Annotated in this window: 22 protein-coding genes; 17 read left to right on the top strand and 5 right to left on the bottom strand. The window is 65.0% G+C overall.

Annotated features, from left to right (window positions below; genetic code table 11):
• Window positions 1-197 precede the first annotated feature (197 nt).
• Genes RPR59_RS10375 through RPR59_RS10345 form a run of 7 tightly spaced genes read left to right on the top strand, consistent with a single transcriptional unit; the run spans window position 198 to window position 7,813 of the window.
• On the top strand, window positions 198-1,313 hold the full coding sequence (locus tag RPR59_RS10375) for an NAD-dependent epimerase/dehydratase family protein (RefSeq protein ID WP_313913733.1): 1,116 nt from the start codon (window positions 198-200) through the stop codon (window positions 1,311-1,313).
• Complete coding sequence (locus tag RPR59_RS10370; protein WP_313913731.1) at window positions 1,310-2,395, top strand: SDR family NAD(P)-dependent oxidoreductase; 1,086 nt, start codon at window positions 1,310-1,312, stop codon at window positions 2,393-2,395. The genes RPR59_RS10375 and RPR59_RS10370 overlap by 4 nt, the downstream gene beginning before the upstream one ends.
• The gene (locus RPR59_RS10365; protein WP_313913729.1) at window positions 2,392-3,495 is read left to right on the top strand and encodes a glycosyltransferase family 4 protein; all 1,104 of its coding nucleotides are present in this window, start codon (window positions 2,392-2,394) and stop codon (window positions 3,493-3,495) included. The genes RPR59_RS10370 and RPR59_RS10365 overlap by 4 nt, the downstream gene beginning before the upstream one ends.
• A complete protein-coding gene (locus tag RPR59_RS10360) occupies window positions 3,492-4,604 on the top strand; it encodes a CgeB family protein (RefSeq protein ID WP_313913728.1) in 1,113 nt (370 codons plus the stop codon). Before RPR59_RS10365 ends, RPR59_RS10360 begins: the two co-directional genes overlap by 4 nt.
• Complete coding sequence (locus tag RPR59_RS10355) at window positions 4,601-5,689, top strand: CgeB family protein (protein ID WP_313913726.1); 1,089 nt, start codon at window positions 4,601-4,603, stop codon at window positions 5,687-5,689. Before RPR59_RS10360 ends, RPR59_RS10355 begins: the two co-directional genes overlap by 4 nt.
• Complete coding sequence (locus RPR59_RS10350; RefSeq protein WP_313913724.1) at window positions 5,686-6,765, top strand: CgeB family protein; 1,080 nt, start codon at window positions 5,686-5,688, stop codon at window positions 6,763-6,765. The genes RPR59_RS10355 and RPR59_RS10350 overlap by 4 nt, the downstream gene beginning before the upstream one ends.
• Window positions 6,766-6,790: 25 nt before the next feature.
• A complete protein-coding gene (locus tag RPR59_RS10345; RefSeq protein WP_313913722.1) occupies window positions 6,791-7,813 on the top strand; it encodes an NAD-dependent epimerase/dehydratase family protein in 1,023 nt (340 codons plus the stop codon).
• Between the two features lie 5 nt (window positions 7,814-7,818).
• Here RPR59_RS10345 and RPR59_RS10340 read toward each other — a convergent pair whose 3' ends face one another.
• The 4 genes from RPR59_RS10340 to RPR59_RS10325 form a co-directional block, all read right to left on the bottom strand.
• Window positions 7,819-9,063 carry a cation:proton antiporter gene (locus RPR59_RS10340; RefSeq protein ID WP_313913719.1) on the bottom strand — a complete coding sequence of 415 codons (1,245 nt, stop codon included), beginning with the start codon at window positions 9,061-9,063 and terminating at the stop codon, window positions 7,819-7,821.
• Between the two features lie 39 nt (window positions 9,064-9,102).
• Window positions 9,103-9,288 carry a hypothetical protein gene (locus RPR59_RS10335; RefSeq protein WP_313913717.1) on the bottom strand — a complete coding sequence of 62 codons (186 nt, stop codon included), beginning with the start codon at window positions 9,286-9,288 and terminating at the stop codon, window positions 9,103-9,105.
• A gap of 277 nt (window positions 9,289-9,565) precedes the next feature.
• Entirely contained in the window at window positions 9,566-10,081 is a 516-nt protein-coding gene (locus RPR59_RS10330) for a YciE/YciF ferroxidase family protein (RefSeq protein WP_313913715.1), read from the bottom strand.
• Window positions 10,082-10,318: 237 nt separating this feature from the next.
• Entirely contained in the window at window positions 10,319-10,945 is a 627-nt protein-coding gene (locus tag RPR59_RS10325; protein ID WP_313913713.1) for a hypothetical protein, read from the bottom strand.
• Here RPR59_RS10325 and RPR59_RS10320 point away from each other — a divergent pair.
• The 7 genes from RPR59_RS10320 to RPR59_RS10290 all read left to right on the top strand — a co-directional run bounded on the left by RPR59_RS10320 (window position 10,929) and on the right by RPR59_RS10290 (window position 17,500).
• Window positions 10,929-11,678 (top strand): hypothetical protein, encoded by a 750-nt coding sequence (locus tag RPR59_RS10320; protein WP_313913711.1) that lies wholly within the window; start codon window positions 10,929-10,931, stop codon window positions 11,676-11,678. The genes RPR59_RS10325 and RPR59_RS10320 overlap by 17 nt on opposite strands.
• A gap of 340 nt (window positions 11,679-12,018) precedes the next feature.
• Entirely contained in the window at window positions 12,019-12,291 is a 273-nt protein-coding gene (locus RPR59_RS10315; protein ID WP_313913709.1) for a metal-sensitive transcriptional regulator, read from the top strand.
• The gene (locus RPR59_RS10310) at window positions 12,288-13,061 is read left to right on the top strand and encodes a glutaredoxin family protein (RefSeq protein WP_313913706.1); all 774 of its coding nucleotides are present in this window, start codon (window positions 12,288-12,290) and stop codon (window positions 13,059-13,061) included. The genes RPR59_RS10315 and RPR59_RS10310 overlap by 4 nt, the downstream gene beginning before the upstream one ends.
• Before the next feature lie 66 nt (window positions 13,062-13,127).
• A complete protein-coding gene (locus RPR59_RS10305; RefSeq protein WP_313913704.1) occupies window positions 13,128-13,868 on the top strand; it encodes a response regulator transcription factor in 741 nt (246 codons plus the stop codon).
• Window positions 13,865-15,175: an ATP-binding protein gene (locus RPR59_RS10300; protein WP_313918462.1), complete on the top strand. Its 1,311-nt coding sequence runs from the start codon at window positions 13,865-13,867 to the stop codon at window positions 15,173-15,175. Before RPR59_RS10305 ends, RPR59_RS10300 begins: the two co-directional genes overlap by 4 nt.
• Window positions 15,176-15,281: 106 nt before the next feature.
• The gene (locus tag RPR59_RS10295; protein WP_313913702.1) at window positions 15,282-15,968 is read left to right on the top strand and encodes a carbonic anhydrase; all 687 of its coding nucleotides are present in this window, start codon (window positions 15,282-15,284) and stop codon (window positions 15,966-15,968) included.
• Window positions 15,965-17,500 (top strand): SulP family inorganic anion transporter, encoded by a 1,536-nt coding sequence (locus tag RPR59_RS10290; protein WP_313913700.1) that lies wholly within the window; start codon window positions 15,965-15,967, stop codon window positions 17,498-17,500. Before RPR59_RS10295 ends, RPR59_RS10290 begins: the two co-directional genes overlap by 4 nt.
• 175 nt (window positions 17,501-17,675) lie before the next feature.
• On the opposite strand, the gene RPR59_RS10285 is transcribed toward RPR59_RS10290, so the two are convergent.
• Window positions 17,676-18,437 (bottom strand): IclR family transcriptional regulator, encoded by a 762-nt coding sequence (locus tag RPR59_RS10285; RefSeq protein ID WP_313913698.1) that lies wholly within the window; start codon window positions 18,435-18,437, stop codon window positions 17,676-17,678.
• A gap of 211 nt (window positions 18,438-18,648) precedes the next feature.
• On the opposite strand from RPR59_RS10285, the gene RPR59_RS10280 reads away from it, so the two are divergent.
• From RPR59_RS10280 to RPR59_RS10270, 3 genes are all read left to right on the top strand, one after another.
• Complete coding sequence (locus tag RPR59_RS10280) at window positions 18,649-20,280, top strand: DUF5597 domain-containing protein (RefSeq protein ID WP_313913696.1); 1,632 nt, start codon at window positions 18,649-18,651, stop codon at window positions 20,278-20,280.
• A gap of 50 nt (window positions 20,281-20,330) precedes the next feature.
• Window positions 20,331-23,213: a TIM-barrel domain-containing protein gene (locus RPR59_RS10275; RefSeq protein WP_313913694.1), complete on the top strand. Its 2,883-nt coding sequence runs from the start codon at window positions 20,331-20,333 to the stop codon at window positions 23,211-23,213.
• 376 nt (window positions 23,214-23,589) lie between these two features.
• Window positions 23,590-26,379 carry a TonB-dependent receptor gene (locus RPR59_RS10270; RefSeq protein WP_313913693.1) on the top strand — a complete coding sequence of 930 codons (2,790 nt, stop codon included), beginning with the start codon at window positions 23,590-23,592 and terminating at the stop codon, window positions 26,377-26,379.
• Window positions 26,380-26,444: the final 65 nt, after the last annotated feature.

The raw sequence follows: 26,444 nt of genomic DNA, 5'->3' as shown, positions 1-26,444 counted from the left end.
AAGGGCGCCGTGTCCCAGCTACAAACCTGCGCACCAGAATTCCGTTCCACGAATATTCATTAAATTCGGATGCGTAATGGAACAAAGACATACCTAATCTGATTAGATGCTGCGAAGGTAAGTACAAAGCGTGTAACATAGATTAATAACATGGATTTGTACTTACATTTATGTTGAACGGGATTTGAGAGGCACGAATGAGCGAAGCGGTCTTGGTTACTGGTGGTGCTGGCTTCATCGGCCGGCATGTCACGGCGGAACTGCTCGAACGGGGGTATGCGGTACGGATCATCGACAGCCTCATCCCGCAGGTTCATGGACCCGATCCCGAACTGGACCCGATGATCCGGGGTGCCGAATTCCTGCGGGGCGATATTCGCGACGGGGAGGCGGTCGCGCGTGCCGTCGACGGCGTCGGTTCCGTCATCCACCTTGCGGCGGAGGTCGGCGTCGGCCAGTCCATGTACGAGGTGACGCGCTATACCGGCGTCAACGATCTCGGCACCGCGACGCTGTTCGAGAAACTGATCGGGCAGCCGGTGCGGCGGGTGGTGACCGCATCGTCGATGAGCATCTATGGCGAGGGGCTGTACCGGACGGCCGGCGGCGAACGCGTCGAGGATGCCGTGCGCGAAGCGATGCGCGAGGGTGAAAAGGAGTGGAACCCCCTCGATGCGGAAGGGCGGCCGCTGGAACCGCTGCCGACGCCGGAAACCAAGCGTCCGGCGCTGCAATCGGTTTATGCGCTGAACAAATATGTTCAGGAGCGGCTGACCCATATCCTGTCCGGCTCTTACGGCATGGAAAGCGTCTGCCTGCGTCTGTTCAACGTGTTCGGACCCGGCCAGGCGCTATCCAATCCCTATACCGGCGTGCTGGCGATCTTCGCCTCGCGCTATCTGAACGAACAACCACCGCTGATCTTCGAGGATGGCGAGCAGCGCCGCGATTTCGTGCACGTCCGCGACGTCGCCCGCGCTTTCGCCGACGCGCTTGAGAAGCCCGGCATATCCGGTGAGACGTTCAACATCGGGTCCGGCCGCGACCGGTCGATATACGAGATCGCGATCAAGCTCGGCCGGGCGATGGACCGCGATACCATCGAGCCCGAGATCGTCGGCAAGACGCGTACCGGCGACATCCGTCACTGTTTTGCCGACACGTCCAGGGCGCGCGAGGGGCTCGATTTCGAGGCGAAGGAGGATTTCGACGCCGGCCTTGCCGAGATCGCCGACTGGGTCCGGGAGCAGGAGGCAGAAGACGGCGTCGAGCGAGCCCGCGACGAACTGGAACGGCGAGGGCTGGTGGCATGAGCAACAGGCAGCAGACCATTCTCATCACCGGCGGCGCCGGTTTCATCGGATCGAACCTCGCCGACCGGCTTGCCCGAGAGGGATGCCGCGTCATCGTGTTCGACAAACTTGCTCGCAAGGGCGTGGAGGACAATCTGCGCTGGTTGCAGCAGAGGCACGGGCAGGCGATCGTGCCGGTCGTTGCCGATCTTTCCGACCGTGACACCCTGTGGGACGCGGTGTCGCAGGCCGATGCGGCCTTCCACTTTGCCGCCCAGGTCGCGGTGACCACCAGCATGATCGACCCGCGCGAGGATTTCCGCGTCAATGCGCAGGGCACGCTCGAACTGCTCGAGGCGTTGCGCGCGCAACCACGGGAAATTCCGCTCGTCTTCGCATCCACCAACAAGGTTTACGGCGATCTGGGCGATATCGGCATGGCGCTCGGCCAGCATGGGCATGGTCCGACCGACCCGGATCTGGCCGCCAACGGGGTGAGCGAGGCCCGGCCGCTCGATTTCCACACGCCTTATGGCTGCTCCAAGGGCGCGGCGGACCAGTATGTGCTCGATTATGCGCGCAGTTTCGGCCTGCCGGCGGCCGTCCTCAGGATGAGTTGCATCTACGGCCACCGCCAGATGGGCACCGAGGATCAGGGATGGGTCGCCCATTTCGCGATCCGGGCGCTGGAGGATGAGCCGATCACGCTTTACGGCGACGGCGAACAGGTCCGCGACCTGCTCGATGTCGACGACGCCGTCGCCGCATATCTCGCCGCATGGCGCAACATCGACGCGGTGCGGGGCAATGCGTTCAATCTGGGCGGCGGGCCGCGCAATGCGGTCCGGCTGCGCGACGTGATCCTGCATCTAGAGGCGATGTTGGGCCGCAGCGTGACCGTCCGCCACGCCGATTGGCGTCCCGGAGACCAGCGCTGGTTCGTCGCCGATACGCGAGCGATCGATTCCGCGCTCGACCTGCCGGAGAAGACGGCCTGGCGCGACGGCGTGGCCTCGCTCCTGCGCTGGCTGAGCGATTACCGGTCGGCCGGAACGAGCCGCGGCGGAGTGGGCGCGCCCCAGCGGCAGGCGGCCGCATCATGACGGATTTGCGCTCGTTCCATATCCTGATCACGGCCGACGCCGTGGGCGGGGTCTGGCAATATTCGCTCGAACTGGCGCGCGCCGTCTCGCGGCGGGGCGGTTCGGCGACCTTGGCGATACTGGGTCCGGCGCCGGACGACGATCAGCGCGCCGAGGCGGAGCGTATTGCACGCCTCACGGTGAGGGAGACCGACCTTCCGCTCGACTGGATGTGCACCTCGGCCGAACCCGTCGAGCGGGCCGGCAGGGTCATCGGCGCTCTGGCGCGCGAGGTCGGCGCCGATCTCGTCCAGGTGAACAGTCCCGCGCTCTATGCCGAAAGGTGGTTCTCCGTGCCGGCGATCTGCGCGGCGCATGGCTGCGTCGCAACCTGGTGGGACGCGTATGAAAGGAAGCCGTTGCCGTCCGGCATGACCTGGCATCGCCATCTCATGCGGCGCGGCCTGAGCGAGGCCGAGCTGATGGTGGCGCCGTCGCACAGTTTCGCCCGCAGGTTGCAAGAGGCCTACGAACTTCCGCGCATGCCGAGTGTGGTGCATAATGGCCGCGATTTTCCCGAACGCGGCGCGAATCTCGCAGCGCATGACTTTGCGCTGGTCGCCGGACGGCTCTGGGATCAGGCGAAAAACGTAAGGCTGCTGGACCGCGTGGCGGGGCGGCTGTCCTTCCCCTTTCGCGCCGCCGGCGCCGATTGCGGGCCGCAGGGCGAGCGTATCCGGGTGCGCAACCTTCACCGCCTGGGCCGGCTCTCGGGCGCCGAACTCGGCCGGCAACTGGCGCGGCGTCCGGCTTTCGTCTCGGCTGCGTGTTTCGAACCGTTCGGTCTTGCCGTGCTCGAAGCGGCGGCTGCGGGGTGTCCGCTCGTCCTGTCCGACATCGATACCTTTCGCGAGCTGTGGGACGGTGCCGCGCTGTTCGTCGGGCTCGACGACGAGCGGGGTTTCGTCGAGGCGATCGAGCAGGCCGTGTGCGACACGGCGGCGCGGGCGCGCCTCGGCATGGCGGCCCGCGAGCGCGCGCAGCGCTACACCAGCGCCGCCATGGGCGAACGGATGACCCGGCTCTATGCACAAACGGTCGAGCGGAGGGCGGCGGCATGAAGATCGTCTATTTCACCCATTCGCTGCTTTCCTGCTGGAACCACGGCAATGCCCATTTTCTGCGCGGCGTTCTGCGCGAACTGCAGGCGCGCGGGCACGAGGTCGTCGCCTGCGAGCGGGATGGGGCATGGAGCCTGGAAAACCTGCTGCGCGACCACGGCCATGCGGGGCTCGAAGCGTTCCGCCACGCCTATCCCGAGCTGCGGGCGCTTATCTATGACGGCATGGAAGGCGCGGCGGAGCTGGCGGCCGATGCCGACTGCGTGATCGTGCACGAGTGGAACGAGCCGGAGCTTGTCGCACGCCTGGGGCGCGAACGCGCAGCCGGGGCGGGGTATCGCCTGCTGTTCCACGACACGCATCACCGCGCGGTGAGCGCGCCGGAGGAGATGCGCGCATTCGACCTGGACGGCTATGACGGCGTGCTGGCGTTCGGCGAGGCGCTGGCCGAGGTCTATCGCGGCTGGGGCTGGGGGAATCGGGTCTGGGTCTGGCACGAAGCGGCCGACCTTCGGCATTTCCATCCGCCGATCGGTGCGGGCGGGCGCAACGGGCTAGTCTGGATCGGCAACTGGGGCGATGGCGAGCGTAGCGAGGAGATCGAACGGTTTCTGCTGCGGCCGGCAGCCGCTGCGGAACTGACGCTCGACATCCACGGCGTGCGCTATCCCGACGCGGCGAAGGCGATGCTGGAACGCTACGGCGCCCGGTATCACGGCTGGGCGGCGAATGCCGACACGCCCGCGATCTTTGCGCGGCATATGGCAACCGTCCATGTGCCGCGCCGCTATTATGCGAGCGTTCTTCCCGGCATTCCGACGATCCGCGTGTTCGAGGCGCTGGCGTGCGGCATTCCGCTGGTTTCGGCCCCGTGGGACGACGCCGAAGGACTGTTTCGCCCCGGCACCGACTATCTGGTCGCGCCCGACGGCGACACGATGACCGCCCATCTGCGCGCACTCGCGCGCGACCCTGCGTTGCGGGGCGAGCTGGCGCGGAGCGGACTCGACACGATCCGCAAGCGGCATAGCTGCGCGCACCGCGCGCTCGAACTGCTGGCGGTTCTGCACCAGCTCGCACCGGAAACAGCAGGGAGGGACGCAGCATGAAGATCGCCTTTTACGGATCGAGCCTGCTGTCCTCCTACTGGAACGGCGCGGCGACCTATTATCGCGGCATCCTCCACGCGCTCGCGCGGGAAGGCCATGCCATCACCTTCTACGAACCCGACGCGTTCGACCGGCAGCAGCACCGCGACATCGACCCGCCCGACTGGGCGCGGTCCGTCGTCTATCCGGCGACCGAGGAGGGATTGCGCGCGGTGCTCGCCGAAGCGGGCGAGGCGGACATCGTCGTCAAGGCGAACGGCGTGGGCGTGTTCGACCGCGAATTGCTGGAAGGCGTGATCGCCAATGCGCGGAGCGACGCATTGCGCGTCTATTGGGATGTCGACGCCGCCGCGACGCTCGACGAGATGGAAGCCGACGCCGGGCATCCGGTGCGCCATGCCCTGTCCGATCTCGATCTGGTGCTTACCTATGGCGGCGGCCCGCCGGTGGTCGAGGCGTATCGCGCATTCGGTGCGCGCGCGTGCGTGCCCATCTACAACGCGGTCGACCCCGCCACGCACTTCCCCGCCGATCCGGACCAGGCGTTCGCGTGCGACCTCGCCTTTCTCGGCAATCGGCTGCCCGACCGCGAAGCGCGCGTCGAGGAGTTCTTCCTGAAGCCGGCATCCGTGATGTCGGACCGCGACTTCCTGATCGGCGGCAGCGGCTGGGAGACGAAGGCGATGCCGGGCAATGTCCGCCATCTCGGCCATGTCGCGACCGGCGACCACAATGCGTTCAATTCGACACCGCTGGCGGTGCTCAACGTGGCGCGCGATTCCATGGCGCGTGTCGGCTATTCGCCCGCGACGCGGGTGTTCGAGGCGGCGGGCGCCGGCGCGTGCCTGATCACCGACGCGTGGAAGGGTGTCGAACAGTTTCTCGAACCGGACCGCGAGGTGCTCGTCGCGCGCGACGGGAGCGACGTCGCGGAAATCCTCGAAAGCCTCACGCCCGAACGGGCCCGCGCCATCGGCGCCGCGGCGTGCGAACGCGTGCGCCGGGAGCACAGCTATGCGCTGCGCGGGAAGCAGGTCGACCGCGTCCTGCGCGAGGCACATGCAACAGCAAGGGAGATGGCATGAATATCGTGGTTCTGGGGCTCAGCCTCTCGTCCTCCTGGGGCAACGGCCATGCGACGACCTATCGCGCGCTGCTGGCGGCAATGGCCGCGCGCGGGCACGATATCCTGTTCCTGGAGCGGGACCGTCCCTGGTATGCCGACAATCGTGACCTGAAGGTGCCCGATTTCTGTCGGTTGCGTTATTATAACGAGGTCGCCGATCTTGCGGAATGGCGCGAGGAGATCGCCGGCGCCGACGCCGTGATCGTCGGCTCCTACGTGCCCGACGGCATTGCGGTGGGCCGGTTCGTGCAGGAGACCGCACGCGGCGCCACCGCCTTTTACGACATCGACACGCCGGTGACGCTGGCGGCGCTGGAGCGGGGCACGTGCGACTATGTCTCGCGCGATCTGATCGCCGGCTATGATTGCTATCTTTCCTTCACCGGCGGGCCGACGCTGCAGCGGATCGAGCAGGAATTCGGCTCGCCGTCCGCGCGGGCGTTGTTCTGCTCCGTCGACACCGACCGGTATCGGCCGCTCGACGTGCCGAAGCGCTGGGACCTCAGCTATCTCGGCACGTATAGCGACGATCGCCAGCCGGGGCTGGAGCGGCTGCTGATCGAGGTGGCGCGCCGCTGTCCGGACCGGCGCTTCGCGGTCGCCGGTTCGCAATATCCCGACAGCATCGACTGGCCGCGAAATGTCGAGCGGGTCGACCATCTGCCGCCGGCCGAGCACGCCGCATTCTATTCCGCATCGCGCTTCACGCTCAACCTCACGCGCGCCGACATGATCGAGGCCGGCTGGTCTCCGTCGGTGCGGCTGTTCGAGGCGGGCGCATGCGGCACGGCAATCCTTTCCGACCGTTGGCCGGGCATCGGCGTCCTGTTCGAGCCGAACCACGAAGTCGTGCTCGTCGACGATACGAAGGACGTACTCGCCGCGCTGGAACTGGACACATCGTCGCGCGGCGGCGCGCTGCGCGACCGGATCGTGAGGGATCACAGCGCAGCCCGCCGCGCCGAACAGCTCGAGGACATTCTGAACGGTCTTCGTGGTGCCGAAAACCGCGCCCCGGCGATGGTGGCGTCCTGACTTTCCTTTCGACCAGGAGTTGCGTGTGAAGAAGCACAATGGAGAAACTGCTCTCGTCGCCGGCGGTGCCGGCTTTATCGGATCGCATCTGTGCCGCGCCCTGCTGCAGCAGGGCTATCGCGTCGTCTGTCTCGATAACCTGCTGACCTCGCGCCGGTCGAACCTGCTCGCGCTGGAAGCGGAACGGGACTTCACCTTCGTCGAGGGAGACGTGCTGGACCCGCTTCCGCAAGAGCTGTGTGACCGGGCGGGCGACATCACCCGCATCTATAACCTCGCCTGTGCGGCTTCACCGCCGCTGTACCAGGCCGATCCCGAACACACGATGCTGACCAATGTGGTGGGCACCGACAAGCTGTTGCGGTTCGCCGAGCAAACGGGCGCGCGCTTCCTGCTGACGTCCACCAGCGAGGTCTATGGCGACCCGGAGCGTCACCCCCAGGTCGAGGACTATCGCGGCTATGTGAGCTGTACGGGACCACGCGCCTGCTATGACGAAGGCAAGCGCGCGGCGGAGGCGATGACGCTGGACTTCGCGCGGGTTGGCAGGGCGGACGTCCGGGTGGCGCGCATCTTCAACACCTATGGACCGAACATGAACCCCGATGACGGGCGTGTGGTGTCGAACCTGGTCTGCCAGGCGCTGCTGCGACTGCCGCTTACGCTGTACGGCGACGGTCGGCAGACGCGCAGCTTCTGTTATGTGGCCGATATGGTGCAGGCGCTCATGCTGCTGATGGAAAGCGAGGCGGCCGGGCCGGATCCGATCAATCTCGGCAATCCGGAGGAACTTACGATCACCGAGCTGGTCGCCGCGATCGAGGCCATCATGCCGCACCCGCTCGAGATCATCTATAAGCCGCTGCCGGTCGACGATCCGACACGCCGACAGCCGGACATCTCTCGCGCCCGCGCGGTGCTGGGCTGGCATCCGGAAACGGCATTGAGCGAGGGACTCGCGAAGACGGTCGCCTGGTTCCAGCGCGAACTCGGGCGGAACGTGCCGGCGAAGGAGACGCGGCGGGTTGCGCGGGTCGCGGCGGTATAGGAGGACTATTCGCCGTCGCGGTGGCGGGCCAGGCGGGACCCGAGCCGACGGGCCAGCGGGGTCGCCGTGGTGCCGTGAACCAGCACGGATGCGAAGATCGCCAGGCTGGTGATCGGCCACAGCCATTCCATCCCGCCCTCGGCTTCGGCCTGGAGCGCGTAGAACGCCGCCGCCACCCCGATCGGGCCGAACCAGCCCGTGAAGATGCGTTCTTCATGGTGGCGGAGCGAACGGGTGAAGCCGCCGAGCAGGAGAATCCAGGGAAGACGGCGGAAAACCAGGATCGCTGCGGCAAAGATCAGTCCGGACCAGCCGAGTTTCATCCATTCTCGCCAGGGAAGGTACAATCCGATGAGAATGAAGACCGGCAGATCGAAAAAGCGGCTCAACGCCGCGCTGAGGTGATGCTGTCGCGTTTCCAGGCCGGAAATCCGGCGGTTGAAGACGAGGCCGGCGACGAACGACCCGACGATTCCGTCGCCCCCCAGCAGTTGGAGCGTGGCGATAGAGGTGAAAGCCAGCGCAACCCCGGTGACCAGCATCGACCGGTCCTCGGAATAATCGCGCGTCTTGGCTCTGACGAACAGCACGCCGGTGAACCCGCCGAGAACGGCGCCCACGATGATCGACATGGCGACATCGCGCACAAGGACGTCGACCAGCCAGTCCGCAAGCGCCGCTTTCGGTTCGTGCTGCATCAGGAGCAGCGGCAGCATGACGATCATGATTCCGAGCGCGTCGTTTGCCGCGCTTTCGCCCGCAATCAACCTTCTCACCCGGCCGGGAACGTTGTGTTCGGCTATCTTTCCCGACACGATCGACTGCGCCACGACCGGGTCCGTAGGCGCGACGGTCGCGCCCACCAGCAACGCAGGCAATATCGCGAGGCCGAGGCAGACATAGGCTATCAACGCACTCGTCAACCACATGAGAGGAAGCGCGAGCCCGAGGACGACGGCCAGATCTCGCCAGCGGGTCCGGAAGAATTCGAACGGGAGGCGCAGCGCCACCCCCATCACCGCGACGCCGAGCGTCAGGCGGGCGACAAGTTCGAGATTCGAAAGCTGCCCGGAGGCCGACAGGATTCCGTGCATCCAATAGGTGGAGCTTGCCGCCAGCGCGGCGCCGAACAGCAGGCACAGCGTGACTTCCGATATCCACAGTCGGTTGACGATCAGGCCCGACAGAAGGCTGAGAACCAATACCGTGCCGCTGGTGAGCAGCAGCAGCCAGTCGAGCGCGATCGGCATGCTTGCGTGATCCTTCAGGCCGGGGCGTGGTCGCCGGGTCTAGGACTCTTCCGCCGGGACCACGTGTCGCAGCGTGTCGTGGGTGTCCGAGGAGAAGACGAAGAAGAACTGGTATGCGCCCGCGCCAAACAGCGGCAGGAGTGCGAAAACCGCCCAGGCCAGCGCGACCCTGCGGCCGGCCAGCCGGCCACTGCGGAACAGCCAGATGCCGATCACCCCCAGCACGATCGAACATGCGGCCGCTGCCAGGATGTAGATGAAGATCGTGTTGGGTGTCTGGGCGATGACGTTTTCTCCGGCTGCGGCGGATATGCGAATGGTTAGACGTTAAGGCAGCATCCTGCAGCTACACAGGTTAGAAACGGCGGCTGATGCGACGGAAAACCGGTCGCCCGTCGGGCAGAGGTATGTTCGACCGACGCCTGCCGGGCCCCGACCGGCAATCCCGGCGGGGACGGGCGCGTCCGCCGGGATGCGCCCGCCCCATCCTGCCGCTGCGGTACTATGCCTGGGCCGTCTCGGCCTGCTTGTTGAGTTCGCCCTTGGCGAGTTTGTTGAGCTTCTCGTCCGTTGCCTTTTCCTCGGCCAGCGTTTCTTCGAGAACGCGCGCGCAATCCTGTCTGCCCAGTTGCTGCGCCCAGGCGACAAGCGTGCCGTATTTGGCGATCTCATAATGTTCGACCAACTGGGCCGAAGCGGCGAGGCAGGCGTCGCGCACCTGCGCGTCGTCGCTTTCGCTCGCCATGGAATCGCCGGCCTTGATGATGCCGTCGATCGCCGGACACTTGCTTTCCTCGGCATCGGCGCCGTGCATCTCGAACACGCGCTCCAGTCTTTCGATCTGACCGCGTGTTTCTTCCAGGTGCGTTTCGAAGCCCTGCCGAAGGCTGGTGTTGCTGGCCTTGTCGATCATCTTGCCGAGCGCCTCGGTAATCTGCTTTTCCGCGTAATAGATGGTCTGCAGCGTGTGGACGAACGCATCGTCCAGCGTTTTGATATCTTTGCCGAAAAGTGCCATTTCTGGTTCCATTCTCTTTTGCGTGAAAAGGGCGCCGGGCACGCGAGGGGTGGACGTGCCCGACCTTTCCCCAACGCGGCGTCGCCTCCAGGAGTTTCAGCAACTACCTGAAAAACAAGTATAACATAGGTTGGCGCTGTGGGTTAACGAGAAGCGTTGCGCATCAGGAACGCGGCCTGGACGCGCCTCCGCCGGCGCGGCGCGCCGCGCTGGCCTTCGCCCCTGCCGATGATAACGTCAGGTCCGGCCCTGGTACGCCGCGATCGCGCGCCGCACGGCGGCCGCCAATTCGCCGCGCGTTGCCGGGGTGTTGACCACGACGCAATGTCCATGATCGGCGGGGACCGCGAGCGGCCCCCTGTCGGTCGCGATCACGCACGGCACACCGGTCACGGCAAGGAAGCGCAGCAACGGCGCGGCGCTGCTGTCACGCAGCTTGCCGTTCACCAAGGCGGCATCGTGCAATCGGTCCTGCGCTTCGAGCAGCTTCATCGCGTCCGAGTTGGAGGGGGCGGGGCCGACGATTATCGCGCCTTCCCGACGCAGCAATTCGCAGATCTGCTGTACAAGGAAATAGTCGTCGTTCGCGACGAGAATGCGCAGATTCGAGAGTTGTCCTTCGGTCATTTCGCCAGCAGTGTATGAAGACGCTGGTGAATAGCGGATTAGCATTGTCGCTGCACCGGAAGGGCGCAATACAACTGGCGGGTTGCCTCGCTTCGTTGCGATCTCATGCAATCGCCGCGCATCCCGCAGGATATTGCCGCGGCCGGAACGCCTGGAACAGCCGTCCGTGTCGGTCCGTTCGATAGGTCCCTGCCAACCAGACCGGACGATCCATATCGCCATGAAGGACAGCTTCACTTTCGGAATTCCCCTCATAGCAGCGGATGCTGCCCAGAACTGGCACCGGATCGACCAACTGCTTCGTGCAACGCTGCGGTCGCTGCGTGGTCAGGACGATCAGGATTTTCGCGTGCTCGTAGTCGGTAACGACCGGCCGGCTTGCTGGGCGGAGGTGGAAAAGGACGATCGATTCACCTTTGTGAGCCTGAAGGATTCACCGGAAGCCCCTACCGACGCCAATGACGACGCGGGCGTCAAACGCTGGATCATCCGAAAGCGGGTGCGCGATCAGGGCGGCGGCCTTCTGATGCTGTTCGATGCCGACGATGTCATCGACCGGCGCACCGTCGCCTGTGCGAAGGCGCATATCCGCGGCAACGTCCGGGCTGCGGTGGTCGCCAACGGCGTGGCGATCGACTGGCGGAGCGGAGACTGCATTGCATTGCCGCATCCGGAAGTGTTCCAGGGTGCGTTCCATAAACTTTGCGGGTCGAGCACGATCGCCCGTATCCTGCCCGACGACGATCCTTTCGGTCAGCTCGGTTCGCACCATCTATGGCCGGAGAACGCGGCGGCACAAGGCATCACGCTTGAACGCCTTCCCCTGTGGGGCGGTTATATGGTCAACACCCGCCAGAACCATTCGGAACTGCATGGACCGTTCGCCGAGTGGCGTCACGATTTCAACAAAGGGGTTCGCGAATACGGATCGCAGATACCCGCGGCGCTGCAGGACTTGCTGTCGATCTGACGCTTGTCAGCGGATTTGTCCAACCTGCAACCCAAGTACGATCCGGCGGGGTTGAATCGCGTCGTCATTTCCGAGCGTGAACCGGAATAACGCACAGGATCAGTCGCTTGTGGCGATTCGTACTACCGGAGCCGACAGGCAGGCCCGGAGGCCTTCGGGGAGCCGGTTCAAGCCCGCCGCACCCGGGCCGGGCTGCTGCCTTTGCGGGAGCACAAGGAGGGTGGAGGTACGACGCTCTTGCCGGGTCGTCCCAGGGGCCGCCCGGTTTCACGAGCCGCCTCCTTGAAATTCACGCGACACTGCCCAGATATACCCCCACCAGGTATTCCAAGAGGCCGGCATGAACGACAGGCGCAGGGCGACGGTGAATCGCCTGAAACGGATCGAAGGACAGGTTCGCGGGTTGGCGCAGATGGTGGAGGACGATCGCTATTGCATCGACATTCTCCACCAGATCCAGGCGGTGAAGTCCGCGCTCGGCAAGGTGGAGAGCGCGGTGCTGAAGGATCACGCCGCCCACTGCGTCGCCGATGCGATCCGTTCCGGCGATCCGGGCGACCAGGAAACGAAGTTCGGCGAACTCGTCGAGCTGTTCGAAAAGGTGAAGCGATGAACGATTTGAGCACCGCGCCGAAAACCGGCGACAGAACCGGCGAAAGGACCGCGACGGTCTATCGCATGGTGATGGACAAGCATATTTGCCCGTTCGGCCTGAAGACGCTTCACCTGCTCAAGTCTCAGGGCTACCGGGTCGACGACCACCATCTGACGACGCGCGCCGAAACCGATGCATTCAAGGAAAAGCACGGCGTGAAGACGACGCCGCAAACCTTCGTCGGCGGCGAACGCATCGGCGGTTACGAAGAACTGCGTCGCTTTCTGGGCAAGCCGGTGAAGGACCCGAAGGCGACCAGCTACAAGCCGGTCGTGGCGATCTTTGGCATGGGCGCGCTGATGGCGCTGGCGACGAGCTGGCTGGCGTCGGGCGCGCTGCTGACGGCCATGACGGCCGAACTCTTCATCGCGATCTCAATGTGCCTGCTCGCGATCCAGAAGCTGCAGGATGTCGAGGGGTTCGCCACGATGTTTCTGGGCTACGACCTGCTCGCCAGGCGCTGGGTCCCCTACGCCTATCTCTATCCCTTCGGCGAAGGGCTTGCGGGGGGCCTCATGATCGCGCACGCGCTCGACTGGCTGTCGATTCCGATCGCGCTGTTCATCGGCGGCGTCGGGGCGGTGTCGGTATTCTACGCCGTCTATATTCAGAAGCGCGAGCTGAAATGCGCCTGTGTCGGCGGCGGCTCCAACGTGCCGCTCGGCTTCGTGTCGCTGACCGAAAATGTGATGATGTTCGCGATGGGACTGTGGGTGCTTCTGACCTGAGCCGCCGCCAAGAAGCGCAGCGATGCGATTGACGGGGGCGGGGGCGCTATCTACCTCGCTTCCACGATGGATATGGAACCGATGGGCGATCTGGTCGCCGGCGCGCCGACGATCATCCTGGTGGAGGACGACCCTTCGCTGCGGACGCTGACGGCACGGGCGCTGCAGGAAAACGGCTTTGCCGTCCGGCAGGCCAATGCCGCGCCGGAGATGTGGCTGGCGCTCGAATCGGGGCCGGCCGACCTCGTCCTCCTTGACATCATGCTGCCGGGGACGAGCGGGATAGACCTCTGCCGGGCGCTGCGGGCCAGGAGCAACATTCCCATCATCTTCATCAGCGCCAGGGGCAGCGAGATGGACCGCGTCGTCGGCCTGGAACTCGGCGCCGACGACTATATCGCCAAGCCGTTCGGCACGCGCGAACTCGTCGCGCGGGTGCGCGCCGTGCTGCGCCGGCCGCCGCTCGACCGCTCCGACGAACGGCGGGAGACAGGCACGCGCCGCTTCGGCGGATGGACGATGAACCTGCCCCGGCGCGAACTGCTTTCGCCTAGCGGCGCGAGCGTCGAACTGACCAGTGCGGAATTTGACCTGCTCGCGACCCTGCTCGACCACGGCGGCAGGGCGCTTGCGCGTGAACGGCTGATCGAGCTGTCGCGCACGCGGCTGGGCGACAGTTCGGATCGCAGCATCGACGTCCTGATCAGTCGCCTGCGCCGGAAATTGTCGAGCGCGGGCCATGATGCGCCGATCGTCACGGTGCGCGGCGTGGGCTATATGGTCAATGTGCCGGTGGAGCGTTGCTGAGACGCATCCTGCATCCCTCGCTCGGGCTGATCGGGCGGCTGGTCGCGATCCTGCTGATCACCCTGGTGGTGGAATTCGTCGCCAGCACGCTTCTCTACGAGCAGGCCAGCAGGTTCGCCGTCCGCGAGGACGAGGCGCGGCGCCTGGCCGAACACCTCGTCATCAGCCGCAAGCTGGTCGAAGAGCGCGAGCCCGCGCGCCGGCCGGCAATGGCGGCCGAACTCACCACGGACCGGTACGCCATGCACTGGGACCGCTTGCCGCCGGCGACCGCGCCGATCGCCCCGCGTCTCGATCACATGCGGGAACAGGTGCTCGCCTGGGAATCGTCGCTGGCGCGCGAAGATCTGCGGCTTCGGCTCGCATCCCCCGGCGGCCGGTCGACGCTGACCGGCGGCCTGCGGCTGGACGATGGTAGCTGGCTGCATTTCCAGACGCTGCACGCACTCGAAGGGCTCGATTTGGCGACCGAGCGGATTCTGCTCGCTCTCATTCCGGCGATCGCGCTGATGATCGTCGGCGGTATGATCATCCGGCGCACGCTGCAGCCGCTCGGCAAGCTCGCCACCGCCGCCGAACGCGTCGGCAGCGGTGATCAGGCGCCCGTTGCGGAGGAGGGGCCGAGCGAGGTCGTCCGCGTGGTCCGCGCCTTCAATCGGATGCAGGAGCGTATCCACCGGCTGATCGCCGATCGCACGCGGGCGCTCGCCGCGGTGGGGCACGACTTTCGCACGCCGCTCGCCCGCCTGCGGCTGCGCGCGGAAGGGGTGGCCGACCGCGAAACGCGCGATGCGATCGAGGCCGACATTGCCGAGATGGAAGCGATGGTCGCCTCGCTGCTCGCCTATCTGGGCGGCGACGACGATCCCGAACAGCCCGTATCGGCCGATATCGCCGTATTGTGCGCAACACTGATCGACGATGCGCAGGATCATGGCCGCGACGCCGTTTATGACGGCCCCGATCATCTGGAGATGCCGGTTCGCGTGGCCGCGCTGAAGCGCGCGGTTCAGAACCTGGTCGACAACGCGCTGCGCCACGGCGACCGCATCGTCCTGCGGCTGGCCGTCGCGGACGTCGTCGCGATCACGGTGGAAGATGACGGCCCCGGCATTCCGGAGGCGGACCTCTACCGTGTGGTGCAGCCCTTTGTCCGGCTCGATTCCTCCCGCCGCCGCGATACGATCGGATTCGGCCTGGGGCTGGCGATCGTGCAGCGGGTCGCGCGGCTCGAAGGCGGCGAACTGACCCTGGAAAACCGCGCCGGGGGCGGGCTGCGCGCCACGCTTCGGCTGCCGCGGCGATGATTTCGCCGCCGGGACATAATTTCTTACAATTGCGCTGCACTGCGGAAAAATTCCGACGCTAGCTATTGTCTCCCTCGCTCCTGCGGGAGCCAAGCGGAGACGTAGCGTGAACGAATTCCTCGAACGAGTTTCGGACTTTCAGCAGCGGGCCTTCGCCGACAAGCAGGCCCTGTACGACAAGCTCGCGACCGACGGGCAGAGCCCCAAGGCGCTGATGATCTCCTGCGCCGATTCGCGCGTCGTGCCGGAGGAGATTTTCCGCGCATCGCCCGGCGACCTGTTCGTGTGCCGCAATGCGGGCAACATCGTGCCGCCCTTCTCGCACGCCAATGGCGGCGTGTCCTCGACCGTCGAGTTCGCCGTCGCGGCGCTCGGCGTGCGCGACATCATCGTCTGCGGGCATTCCGATTGCGGCGCGATGAAGGGCCTGTTGAACCCCGAACTGGCAAGCAGCATGCCCAACGTCGCGGCCTGGCTGCGCCACAGCCATGCCGCGCACAGCGTCGTCGGCACCTATAGCGATTGCACCGGCGACGATGCCGTGCGCGCCGCCGCCCTGGAAAACGTGGTGGCCCAGCTCGGCCACTTGCGTACCCATCCCTCGGTCGCGGCGGGGATCGCCCGCGGCGACATCGCGCTCCACGGCTGGTTCTTCGACATCAAGCACGGCCGGGTGCTGGCGCTTGACGGCGATACCGGGGAATTTCGCGCCATCCGTGCCGATCAGCCGTTGCCCGTCGCACTGCCGGCGGCGCCGCGGCGTGCCTTCGAAGTGCTGGAGGCGGCGGAATGAAGGCCGTCGCAGGCTTCAGGCGCGAAGCGTTCACCCGGGATTTCACCGCGTCGATCGTGGTGTTCCTCGTTGCCGTCCCGCTCTGCCTCGGCATTGCGGTCGCATCCGGCGTGCCACCGGAAAAAGGCCTCATCACCGGCATTATCGGCGGCATCGTCGTCGGCTTTCTTTCCGGGTCGCCGCTTCAGGTAAGCGGACCCGCGGCGGGGCTTGCCGTCATCGTGTTCGACCTCGTGCAGCAATACGGCCTGGCCATGCTGGGGCCGTTGCTCGTGCTCGCGGGGCTCATCCAGGTCGCTGCCGGCGTGTTCAGGCTGGGCGGCCTGTTCCGCGCGATCTCGCCGGCCGTGGTGCATGGCATGTTGGCGGGGATCGGTGTCCTGATCCTGGTCGGGCAGTTCCACGTCATGTTCGACGCCGCACCGATGGCGAGCGGCTTTCAGAACCTGGCGGCGATGCCGGGGCGTCTGCTGGGCCTGGGCGAGGGGGGTATCGCGAGCGCGGAAGCCGCCTTCGCCGTCGCCGTGGTGACCATCGCGTCGCTGCTCGGCTGGGAAAGGCTCCGGCCGGCGAAGCTGCGGCTGCTGCCGGGCGCGCTGGTCGGTGTGATCGCCGGGACGGCGGCCGCCGCCGGCATCGCGTCGATCGGGTTCAACGTCGAACGCGTCAGCGTGCCGGATTCGCTGCTCGGCGCCCTGGCGCCCCCGGCGATGACGGGCTTTGCCGATCTGCTGCAACCCTCGCTACTGGCGTTGGCCGTCGCCATCGCCTTCATCGCCAGCGCCGAAACGCTGCTGTCGGCGGCCGCGGTGGACCGGATGCACGACGGCGTGCGCACCGATTACAACAAGGAATTGCGCGCGCAGGGCATCGGCAACCTGCTATGCGGTCTGGCGGGCGCATTGCCCATGACCGGCGTCATCGTCCGCAGTTCGGCCAATGTGCAGGCCGGGGCCAAGACGCGCGCATCGGCGATGATCCACGGCGTCTGGATCCTGGCCTTCGTCGCCCTGCTGCCCTTCGTGCTGCAGATGATCCCGATGGCGGCGCTTGCCGCGGTGCTGGTGGTGGTCGGATACCGGCTGGTCAATCTGCGCCACGTCACGGACCTGTTCCGGCATTACGGCCCCGTACCGGTCGTGATCTGGGCCGTGACGCTCGCCATGGTGGTCGCGACCGACCTGCTGACCGGGGTGCTCGTCGGCATCGGCCTGTCGCTGCTCGAACTGATCCCGCACGTGCGCAATATCGGCCTGAGGATCGACACCGACGCGCATGACGAGGCGCACACCGTGCGGCTGAACGGCGCGGCGACGTTCATCACGCTGCCGAAATTGACCCGGACGCTGGAAGGGCTGCCGGACGGAGGCAGGGTGCGGCTCGACCTCAGCAATATCGCCGCGGTCGATCACACCTCGGCGGAACATCTCCACGACTGGGTCCAGCGCCGCCGCGACGCCGGTCATACGGTCGATCTCCATCACCCTCCAGGAAAGGCCGGATCGGGGCCGCTGCGACGATTGGCGGCCTGATCGTCCCCCGGGGCCGACCCGCAATCGGCCTCCACCTCGGCCCGGCGGCTCCCTCCCGCCGGGCCTTTCTTTTGCGCGGGACATCCGCTTTCCGACCGCGAACGGCAGCGCCCGATGGGGGATAACACTACCAATTATCTTGTTATTCGCTCGTAGTCGCGGTGGCCTGACGACCTCACTCCATCCGCGTGCCGTCAAGCGCGGCCGAGATATTTTCGGCGGCTGCGCGGACGAGTGTCGTTGTCCGGTCCGCATCCGTTTTCGCACCGGCCCCGCTGACATAGGGTATGGTCAACGCCGCGCGGGCTTCCCCGGCCGCCAGGATCGGTGCGGAAATGTCGCGGATGCCGTGGATCATGGTGCTGTCGCGCGCGACGAAGCCGAGCGCCGCCGTGTCGGCAAGCTCGCGCTTGAGCGCGGCGCGGTCGATATCGCCGCCAAGGAGTTCGATCTCGTCGAGCATCTGCTCCTGGCGTGCGATCGGCTCGAACGCCAGCAACGTCAGGCCGGAGGCGGACCGGTGAAGCGGCCGCCGATATCCGACACGGACGGCGAAGCCCAACAGCCCCGGCGCCTCGACCCGCGCGACGACGACCATTTCCGCGCCCGATGCGACCGCAAGATGACAGGACTGGCCGGCCTCGTCCGCCAGCGCCGTCATCGCCGGATAGGCGAGCGACAGCAGGTCGCGCATCGGCGGCTGGCGCATCGACAGGGCGAACAGCCGGTTGGTGAGGCTGTACCCGCCGCTGTCGTCGCGGGCGATATAGCGCATATCCTCCAACACCTGGAGCATGCGGAAGATCTCGTTGCGCGAGCGCTGCAATGCCGTGGAAATGTCCGACATGGTCATCGGAGCGTCGGCATGGGCCAGCGTTTCGAGGATCGACAGCCCTTTCTGAAGGGCAGGCGCACGGTATCTGGTTTCGTTGGTCACGCGGCTTTCTTCCCTTTCAGTTCCTCACCCTCTCCGCTCGCGCGGACGGAGCAAGTGTTTTTTCGGTGTCGCTCAGAAATGAATATCGTATTTATACTTGAAATTATAGTATCGTTGGGGGAGGATGCCGGTAATCGGCGCATGCTGATAAATCGGCATGATAGCGTAAACATCACAAAGCCGGCGAGAAGATCGCGCAGGGGAGGACGGAATGAAATACTGGATGATGGCGCTGGCGACTACCAGCCTCGCCGGAGCCGCGGTCGGCCCGGCCCTGGCGCAGTCGAGCCCGGTTCCGCATATCGAGACGCGGAATGGCGAACATGCGCTGATCGTCGATGGCGCACCGTTCACGATCCTGGGCGGACAGGTGAACAATTCCAGCAACTACGCCTTTGCGCTGCCCAAGGTCTGGCCGGTGCTCGACCGCATTCACGCCAACACCGCGGAGGTGCCCGTCGCCTGGCAGCAGATCGAGCCGGAGGAAGGCAAGTTCGACTTCTCGTTCATCCAGACGCTGCTCGATCAGGCGCGTGCGCACGACAAGCGCGTGGTGCTTCTTTGGTTCGCGACGTGGAAGAACACCGCGCCCGGCTACACGCCCGATTGGGTGAAGCTCGACAATAAGCGCTTTGCGCGGATGAAGACGAAGGACGGCAAGGATCATTATGTCCTGTCGCCCATGTACCGCGCCACGCTGGAGGCGGACAAGCGCGCCTTCGTCGCGCTGATGACCTATCTGAAGGAACACGACCCCCAAAACACCGTGATCATGGTGCAGCCGGAAAACGAAGTGGGCAGCTATGGCAGTCCGCGCGATTTCGGCGCCAGGGCGCAGAAGCTGTTCGACGGCCCGGTGCCGGCCGAGCTGGTCGCGGCGCTGGATAAGAAGCCCGGCACCTGGACGCAGATCTTCGGCGAACAGGCGGACCGGGCGTTCAACACCTGGTACACGGCACGCTACATCAACGAGATCGCGGCCGCCGGCAAGGCGGTGAAGCCGCTGCCCATGTACGTCAACGCCTCGCTTGCCGACCCGTTCAAGGTGCCGGATCCGGGCGGCGTGGCAAGCGGCGGGCCGCAGCAGGACGTGCTGGGCATCTGGAAGGCGGCGGCGCCGGCGGTCGATTTCCAGGCACCCGACATCTATGATCGCAAGAGCAAGGACGTGCGCGCCTATCTGGATGCCTATGCCCGGCCCGACAATGCGCTGATGGTGCCGGAAATCGGCAATGCCCGCGAATATGCGCGTTATTTCTATCCGGCGATGGGGCTGGGCGCGATCGGCTTTTCGCCCTTCGGCATGGATGCCACGGGCTATTTCAATTATCCGCTGGGCGCAAAGGCGCTCGACGAACAAACGCTCGACGCCTTCGCCGGCAAATATGCCGCGTTCGAGGAGATCGGCCGCGTCTGGCCGAAACTCGCCTTCACCCGCCCGACCTGGGGCGCGGCCAAGCCCGATGACGGAGCGGAACGCTCCACGACGATGGGCGACTGGACCATAACCGCTGAGTGGGGCCAATGGCAGATGGGCGAGGCCGGCTGGGACTGGTTGCCGCAAGAGCCGCCCGAATGGGCCGATGATCCGGTCGGCGGCGTCGTCGTCGCGCAGCTTTCCGACAACCAGTTCCTGTTGACCGGCGACCATGTCCGCGTCCGCTTCGGCACCGCGAAGGGCGGGCCGGAACACGGCATGCTGGTCCGCGCCGAACAGGGGCATTTCGACGCGGACGGCGCGTGGGTGATGGATCGCATCTGGAACGGCGACCAGACCGATTACGGTCTCAATTTCACCGACCGGCCCGTGTGGCTGAAGGTCACCATGGGGTCCTATCGCTGAGACTATAGCGCCGCTGGGGGAAATACCGTCGGTGCCAAGGGGATGATGCTATGACAAAGGCAATAACGATTTCGCTGCTGTTCGCGGCCAGCGCGCTGACGCCGGCTGCGGCACTGGCGCAGGATGCGGGCGGCTATATCCGCATCGACGGCGGCGTGGCGGTGACGCCGGCGCAAGGCTCCGCGAAACGGGTGACGGTGACGGTGCATGGCGGCGGCATCTTCCACGTGATCGCCGCGCCGGAGGGCATGACGGGCGTGACGCGCGAGACCAGCCTGATGGTCCCGACGCCACCCGAAGCGGGGGATTATACCGTTGCCGAGCGCGACGGCCATGTGCTGGTCAGGACCGCGCACGATACCGCCGACATCGACCTCGGCACCGGCGAGGTGCGGTTCCTGGGCGCGGACGGCCGAACGCTGCTCGACCAGGCGGGGCAGCCGGCCTTCACCCCCACGACCATCGACGGCCACGGCTATGTCGAAGTCTCGCAGCAGTTCAACCGCGGCACCGACGAAGGGCTCTACGGCCTGGGCCAGCATCAGAACAGCCAGATGAATTATAATGGCGAGGACGTCGAACTCGCCCAGCACAATATGGACATCGCCGTCCCCTTTCTGGTGTCGACGCGCAATTACGGCATCCTGTGGGACAACAATTCGATCACCCGTTTCGGCAATCCCGAACCGTATCGGTTCGTCGGCGACGGCCTGAAGGTCACGAGCGGCGGCAGGCCGGGCTTCACCGCGAAATACTATCTGGGCGACAAGCTGGCGGTGACGCGGCGCGAACAGACGATCGATTATCAGTATATCGAGGATCAGGCGAAATGGCCGGCAGCGGCCAAGGCCGATACGGTCGCGGCCGATAGCGGCCAGAACACGGCCGGCAACGCCGTGCAGACGCAGCGCGTCGTGTGGACCGGCGAGCTGACGCCCGATCGTACCGGCATGCACAAGTTCCGGCTGTACGGATCGAGTTATTTCAAGGTCTTCATGGACGGCAGGGAGGTGCTGAACCGCTGGCGCCAGAACTGGAATCCCTGGTACGCCAATTTCCAGTATCCGATGACGAGGGGCAAGCCGGTCGAGGTGCGGATCGAGTGGGAGCCGAATGCCGGGTATATGGCGTTCTTCCACAACAAGCCGCTGGCCGATGCCGACCGTCACTCGGTATGGTTCACGAGCGAGGTTGGCCGCGCGGTCAATTACTGGTTCGTGCCGGGCAAGGACATGGACGACGTGATCGCCGGCTATCGCAAGCTGACGGGCAAGGCGGTGATGCTGCCGAAATGGGCCTATGGCTTCTGGCAGTCGCGCCAGCGTTACGAAAACCAGGATCAGCTCGTCGACGTGGTCGAGCAGTATCGCAAGCGGGACATCCCGCTCGACAATATCGTGCAGGACTGGTTCTACTGGCCGGAGGACGCCTGGGGCAGCCACGAATTCGACAAGGCGCGTTATCCCGATCCGCAGGGCATGATCGACAAGGTGCACGATCTGAACGCACACTTCATGATCTCGGTCTGGCCGAAATTCTATCCCACGACCGACAATTACAAGGAACTCGACGCCAAGGGCTATACCTATCACGGCAATCTGGAGATGGGGAACAAGGACTGGGTCGGCCCCGGATATCTGAACACCGACTATGATCCCTACGCCCCCGAAGCGCGCAGGATCTACTGGCGGCAGATAAAGGAAAGCCTGGCCGATCTGGGCGTCGACGCCTGGTGGATGGATGCGACCGAGCCCGACATCCATTCCAACCTGTCGATCGCAGACCGCAAGAAGACGATGGGGCCGACGGCGCGCGGGCCGGCGGCGGAATATTTCAACAGCTTCCCGCTTGTCCATGCCGAGGGGGTTCATGACGGCTGGCGACGGTACAAGCCGGACGTGCGGCCCTTTATCCTGACGCGTTCCGGCTTCGGCGGATTGCAGCGTGCCGGCGCGGCCCTGTGGTCGGGCGACGTGGCGAGCCGCTGGTACGATCTGCGCGCGCAGATCTCGGCGGGCGTGAACCTGTCCATGTCGGGCATTCCCAACTGGACGCACGATATCGGCGGCTTCGCGCTGGAAAGCCGCTATTCGGCAAAGAGTCCGAAGCCGGACGATCTCGACGAATGGCGCGAGCTAAACCTGCGCTGGTTCCAGTTCGGCGCGTTCAGTCCGCTGTTCCGCAGCCACGGCGAGTATCCGGTCCGCGAAATATACGAGATTTCGCCCGACGGCTCGCCGATGCGCAAGGCGATGGTGTGGTATGACGAGCTGCGCTACCGCCTGATGCCGTACATCTATACCCAGGCGGCCGACACCTGGTTCGACAATGGCAGCATCATGCGCGGGCTGGTCATGGACTTTCCCGACGACGCGCGGGCACGCAACATCAACGACGAATATCTGTTCGGCCGCGCGCTGCTGGTGGCGCCGGTGACGGAGTATAAGGCGCGCGCCCGCGAGGTATATCTGCCGCGCACCGCCGGCGGTTGGTACGACTTCTATTCCGGCCAGCGCATCGCCGGCGGCGACAGCGTGAACTTCGCCGCGCCGGCCAGCCGTATCCCACTGTTCGTACGGGCAGGCTCGATCGTGCCCCTGGGGCCGGTCCAGCAATATACGGGGCAGAAGCCGGACGCGCCGGTCACCCTCAACGTCTATACCGGCGCCGATGGCGCCTTTGCGCTGTACGAGGATGACGGCACGAGCGAGGGCTATCGCACGGGCGAGTACAGCCGCATTCCCATCCGCTACGACGATGCCAGCGGCAGCGTGATCATCGGCGCGCGCGAGGGGCGGGGCTATGCCGCCATGCCTGCGAACCGGACGTTCCGCGTGCGCTGGATCACGCCAGGCCGCACGCTCGACCTCGACGGCAAGACGGATGCGACGGTGCAGTGGTCGGGCGAACCGGTAACGGTGAAGCGGCCGTAGCCGGCCGTTTGCGGCGGAGCAATGCGTGCTTGGCGTCCCGGCCGTCCAGATAGTCGCCGTATTTTACGAAGCGGCGCCAAAATTCATATTTGAAATTGGCGCTCATATTAGCATATTAATCGTGGTGACGCTGCCGAAGATGATTCGGTAGCGCTATCACAACGGAGACCGCCCGCACCGCCTCGTGGCGCAACGTGAAGGACGGCTCTGAACGTAGGAGAGGTTATCGGCATCGTCGCCGGCCTCCCCGAAATGTCAGGACTCTTCGCTTCCAGCGAAGAGCAAGGGAGGACTTGCAATGATCGTTCGCACCGCGACACCGTGTTGGGGGGGCGTTTCGCTCTTCTTGACAGGCGCATCCGCGCTCGCGCTGGTTATGGCCGCGCAACCCGCGCTGGCGCAGACCGTCACCGGTCAGCAGACCGGGCAGGAGCCGGTCAACAATCCCAACGTGCGGGAGGATCAGGGCGACGCCGTAGACCAGGCCGGCACGGAAATCGTGGTCACCGGCATCCGGCAGAGCATCAAGACAGCGCAGGCGATCAAGTTCAATTCCGACCAGTTCGTCGATTCCATTACCGCCACCGACATCGGCAAGCTGCCCGACAAGAATGTGGCGGAGGCGCTGCAGCGTATTTCGGGCGTGCAGATCGAGCGCAGCTATGGTGAGGGCTCCGGGCTTGCCATCCGTGGCCTGACCCAGGTGAAGACCGAGCTGAACGGTCGCGATGTCTTCGGCGGCAGCAGCGGCCGCGCCCTCGGGTTCGAGGATGTTCCGTCCGAACTGCTCGCCGGCGTTGACGTCTATAAGGATCCTTCCGCCAGGGAGATCGAAGGCGGCATCGGCGGCCTCGTCAACCTGCGCACGCGTATGCCCTTCGACGAGCGCGGCTTCGTGGCCTCGACCACGATGGGCGCCAACTATTACGACCTTGCCGACGAACCGCGGTTCAACGCCTCGGGCCTGATCAGCAAGACCTGGGAAGATACCGGCATCGGCGATTTCGGCGTTCTGTTCGACGTTTCCTATTTCGAGGGTGCGTTCCGGCGCGACCAGCTCACCATCGAGCCGTATCGCGAGACCACCAACTATCCCGGATCGAACGGCGAAGCGCGTTCGATCCCGGATGGTGCAGGCATCCAGGTTACCGATGGCCATCGCAAGCGCTTCGGCTTGTACGGTGCGCTCCAGTGGCAGCCGAGCGACAATATGGAGGTGTACGGCACCTATTTCCGCTCGAAATACGACATCTATACGCCGAACTATTCCAGCTTCGTCACCCGCAGCACCAGCGCGGAGGGGCTTTCCTATCTGGAGCCCTACGGCGATTTCAGCTTCGGCGAAGACGGCCGATTCCAGAGCGGCGGTTATACCGGTTTCATCCCGCCCTGGACGGTGCCGCCCTATGTGAACACCGGCCTGAACGTTCAGAACAACACGCAAGTGCATTATAGCCAGTCGGTGACGACCGACTATGCCGGCGGCGTGAACTGGGAACCGGTCCACAACGTTCACCTGAACCTCGACCTGCAATATACCAAGGCCACGGCCGAGGACGAAAGTTACACGGCCTTCGGTCAGAAGGACCTGGCCGGCTATACCATAGACCTGGGCGGCGGCATTCCGCAGATCGATTTCCTCAGCCCGCCGGGCGCACAGTCGATCTACGATCTGTCGGCTTATCGCTTCACTGCGGTCATGGATCACCTGGAGGATAGCGACGCGGATCAGAAGGCGGCGGCGTTCAATCTGAACTGGGAATTCGACGAAGGTCCGCTCAAGTCGCTCCAGGGCGGCTTACGCTATACCGAGCGATCGGCGGTTAACCGCAGCACGCCCTACAACTGGACGGCGGCGATCAATTCGTCCGACGGCGATCCGCTGACATTGGCCGATGCCGTGTCTCAGGGTATCCCAAATCCATATGCCGGCCGCATGTTCGGCGACCGCACGCTGATGGGGCCGGTGCCGTTCGCCGCCTTCTCGCTGTTCGACGATCCAGCCTATGCTTTCCAGGCGCTTGGCGGGCGCGACATCATCGGTTTCGGGCCGCAGGATATCAATACGCAGAAGGAAAACACCTACACCGCGTGGGGAATGGCCTATTTCGGCTTCGATGCCGGCCTGCCGGTCGACGTCAATCTCGGCGCCCGCATCGTGCGGACGGAGAATGAGGCGATCGGCTCTACCCGCCTGACCTATCGCCCGACGCTTGACGCCGGCGATGAAGCTGAGACCGTCGATCAGCCGTTCCAGGCCGATCAGGAATATACCAATTTCCTGCCCAGCATTAACGCGCGGGTACACCTGACTCCGAGCCTTCAGCTCCGCGCGGCGGCGTCGAAGGGCCTTTCGCGGCCGAGCTTCTATGACCTGCGAGCGCTTCGATCCCTGTCGGTGAACTATCAGCAGACGACCAATCCGGACGGATCGGCTGGTTCGTATTATGTGACCGGTGCGACCGGCAACGGCGGCAATCCCAATCTGAAGCCGCTACGGGTGGATCAGGCCGATGTCGCGCTGGAATGGAACGTCAATCCGACAAGCTTCCTGTACGGCACGCTGTTCTACAAGAAGCTGCACGACTTCACCACGACCCGCGTGTTCGACGTCGAATATCCGGTGCCTGATCAGGGTACGCGCACATTCAGCTATACCGGCCTGGTCAACGGCTCCGAAGGCACGGTCAAGGGTTTCGAGGTCGGCGGCAATACCTTCTTCGACTTCCTGCCGGGTCCGCTGTCCGGTTTCGGCGTGCAGGCCAATCTCACTTATGTCGATTCCAACGTGGCCGGTGACGGCGGAGAGCTTGCCAACGGCGAACCGGTGCCGACGGAACTACGCGGCCTGTCGAAATGGAACTACAACCTCGTCGGCCTGTACGAAAAATACGGGGTGACGGCGCGGGTCGCCTATAACTGGCGCAGCCACTATCTCGACACGATCACCGGCAACGGCACCGGGGCGATCCCGATCTACTATCGCTCCTACGGCCAGCTCGACGCCTCGATCAGCTATGACTTTACGCCGAAGATTTCCGTGACACTTGATGCGGTGAACCTGCTGAAGGAGCGTTACGACAGCTATCAATATTATTCCTACGCACCGCGGAACTACGAACTCAACGATCGCCGCTTCGGCATCACGTTCCGCTTCCGCAATTAGAAGCGAATGCCAATCAGCCTGAACTTTCCGGGCGGTGCGGAACCAACAGCCTGTGTCTCCGCGGG

It is taken from the genome of Stakelama saccharophila (genome assembly GCF_032229225.1).
Taxonomy (GTDB): Bacteria; Pseudomonadota; Alphaproteobacteria; order Sphingomonadales; family Sphingomonadaceae; genus Sphingomonas; species Sphingomonas saccharophila.
The sequence above is the reverse complement of the archived record's forward strand: the minus strand, read 5'-3'. Positions and strand labels throughout refer to the sequence as shown.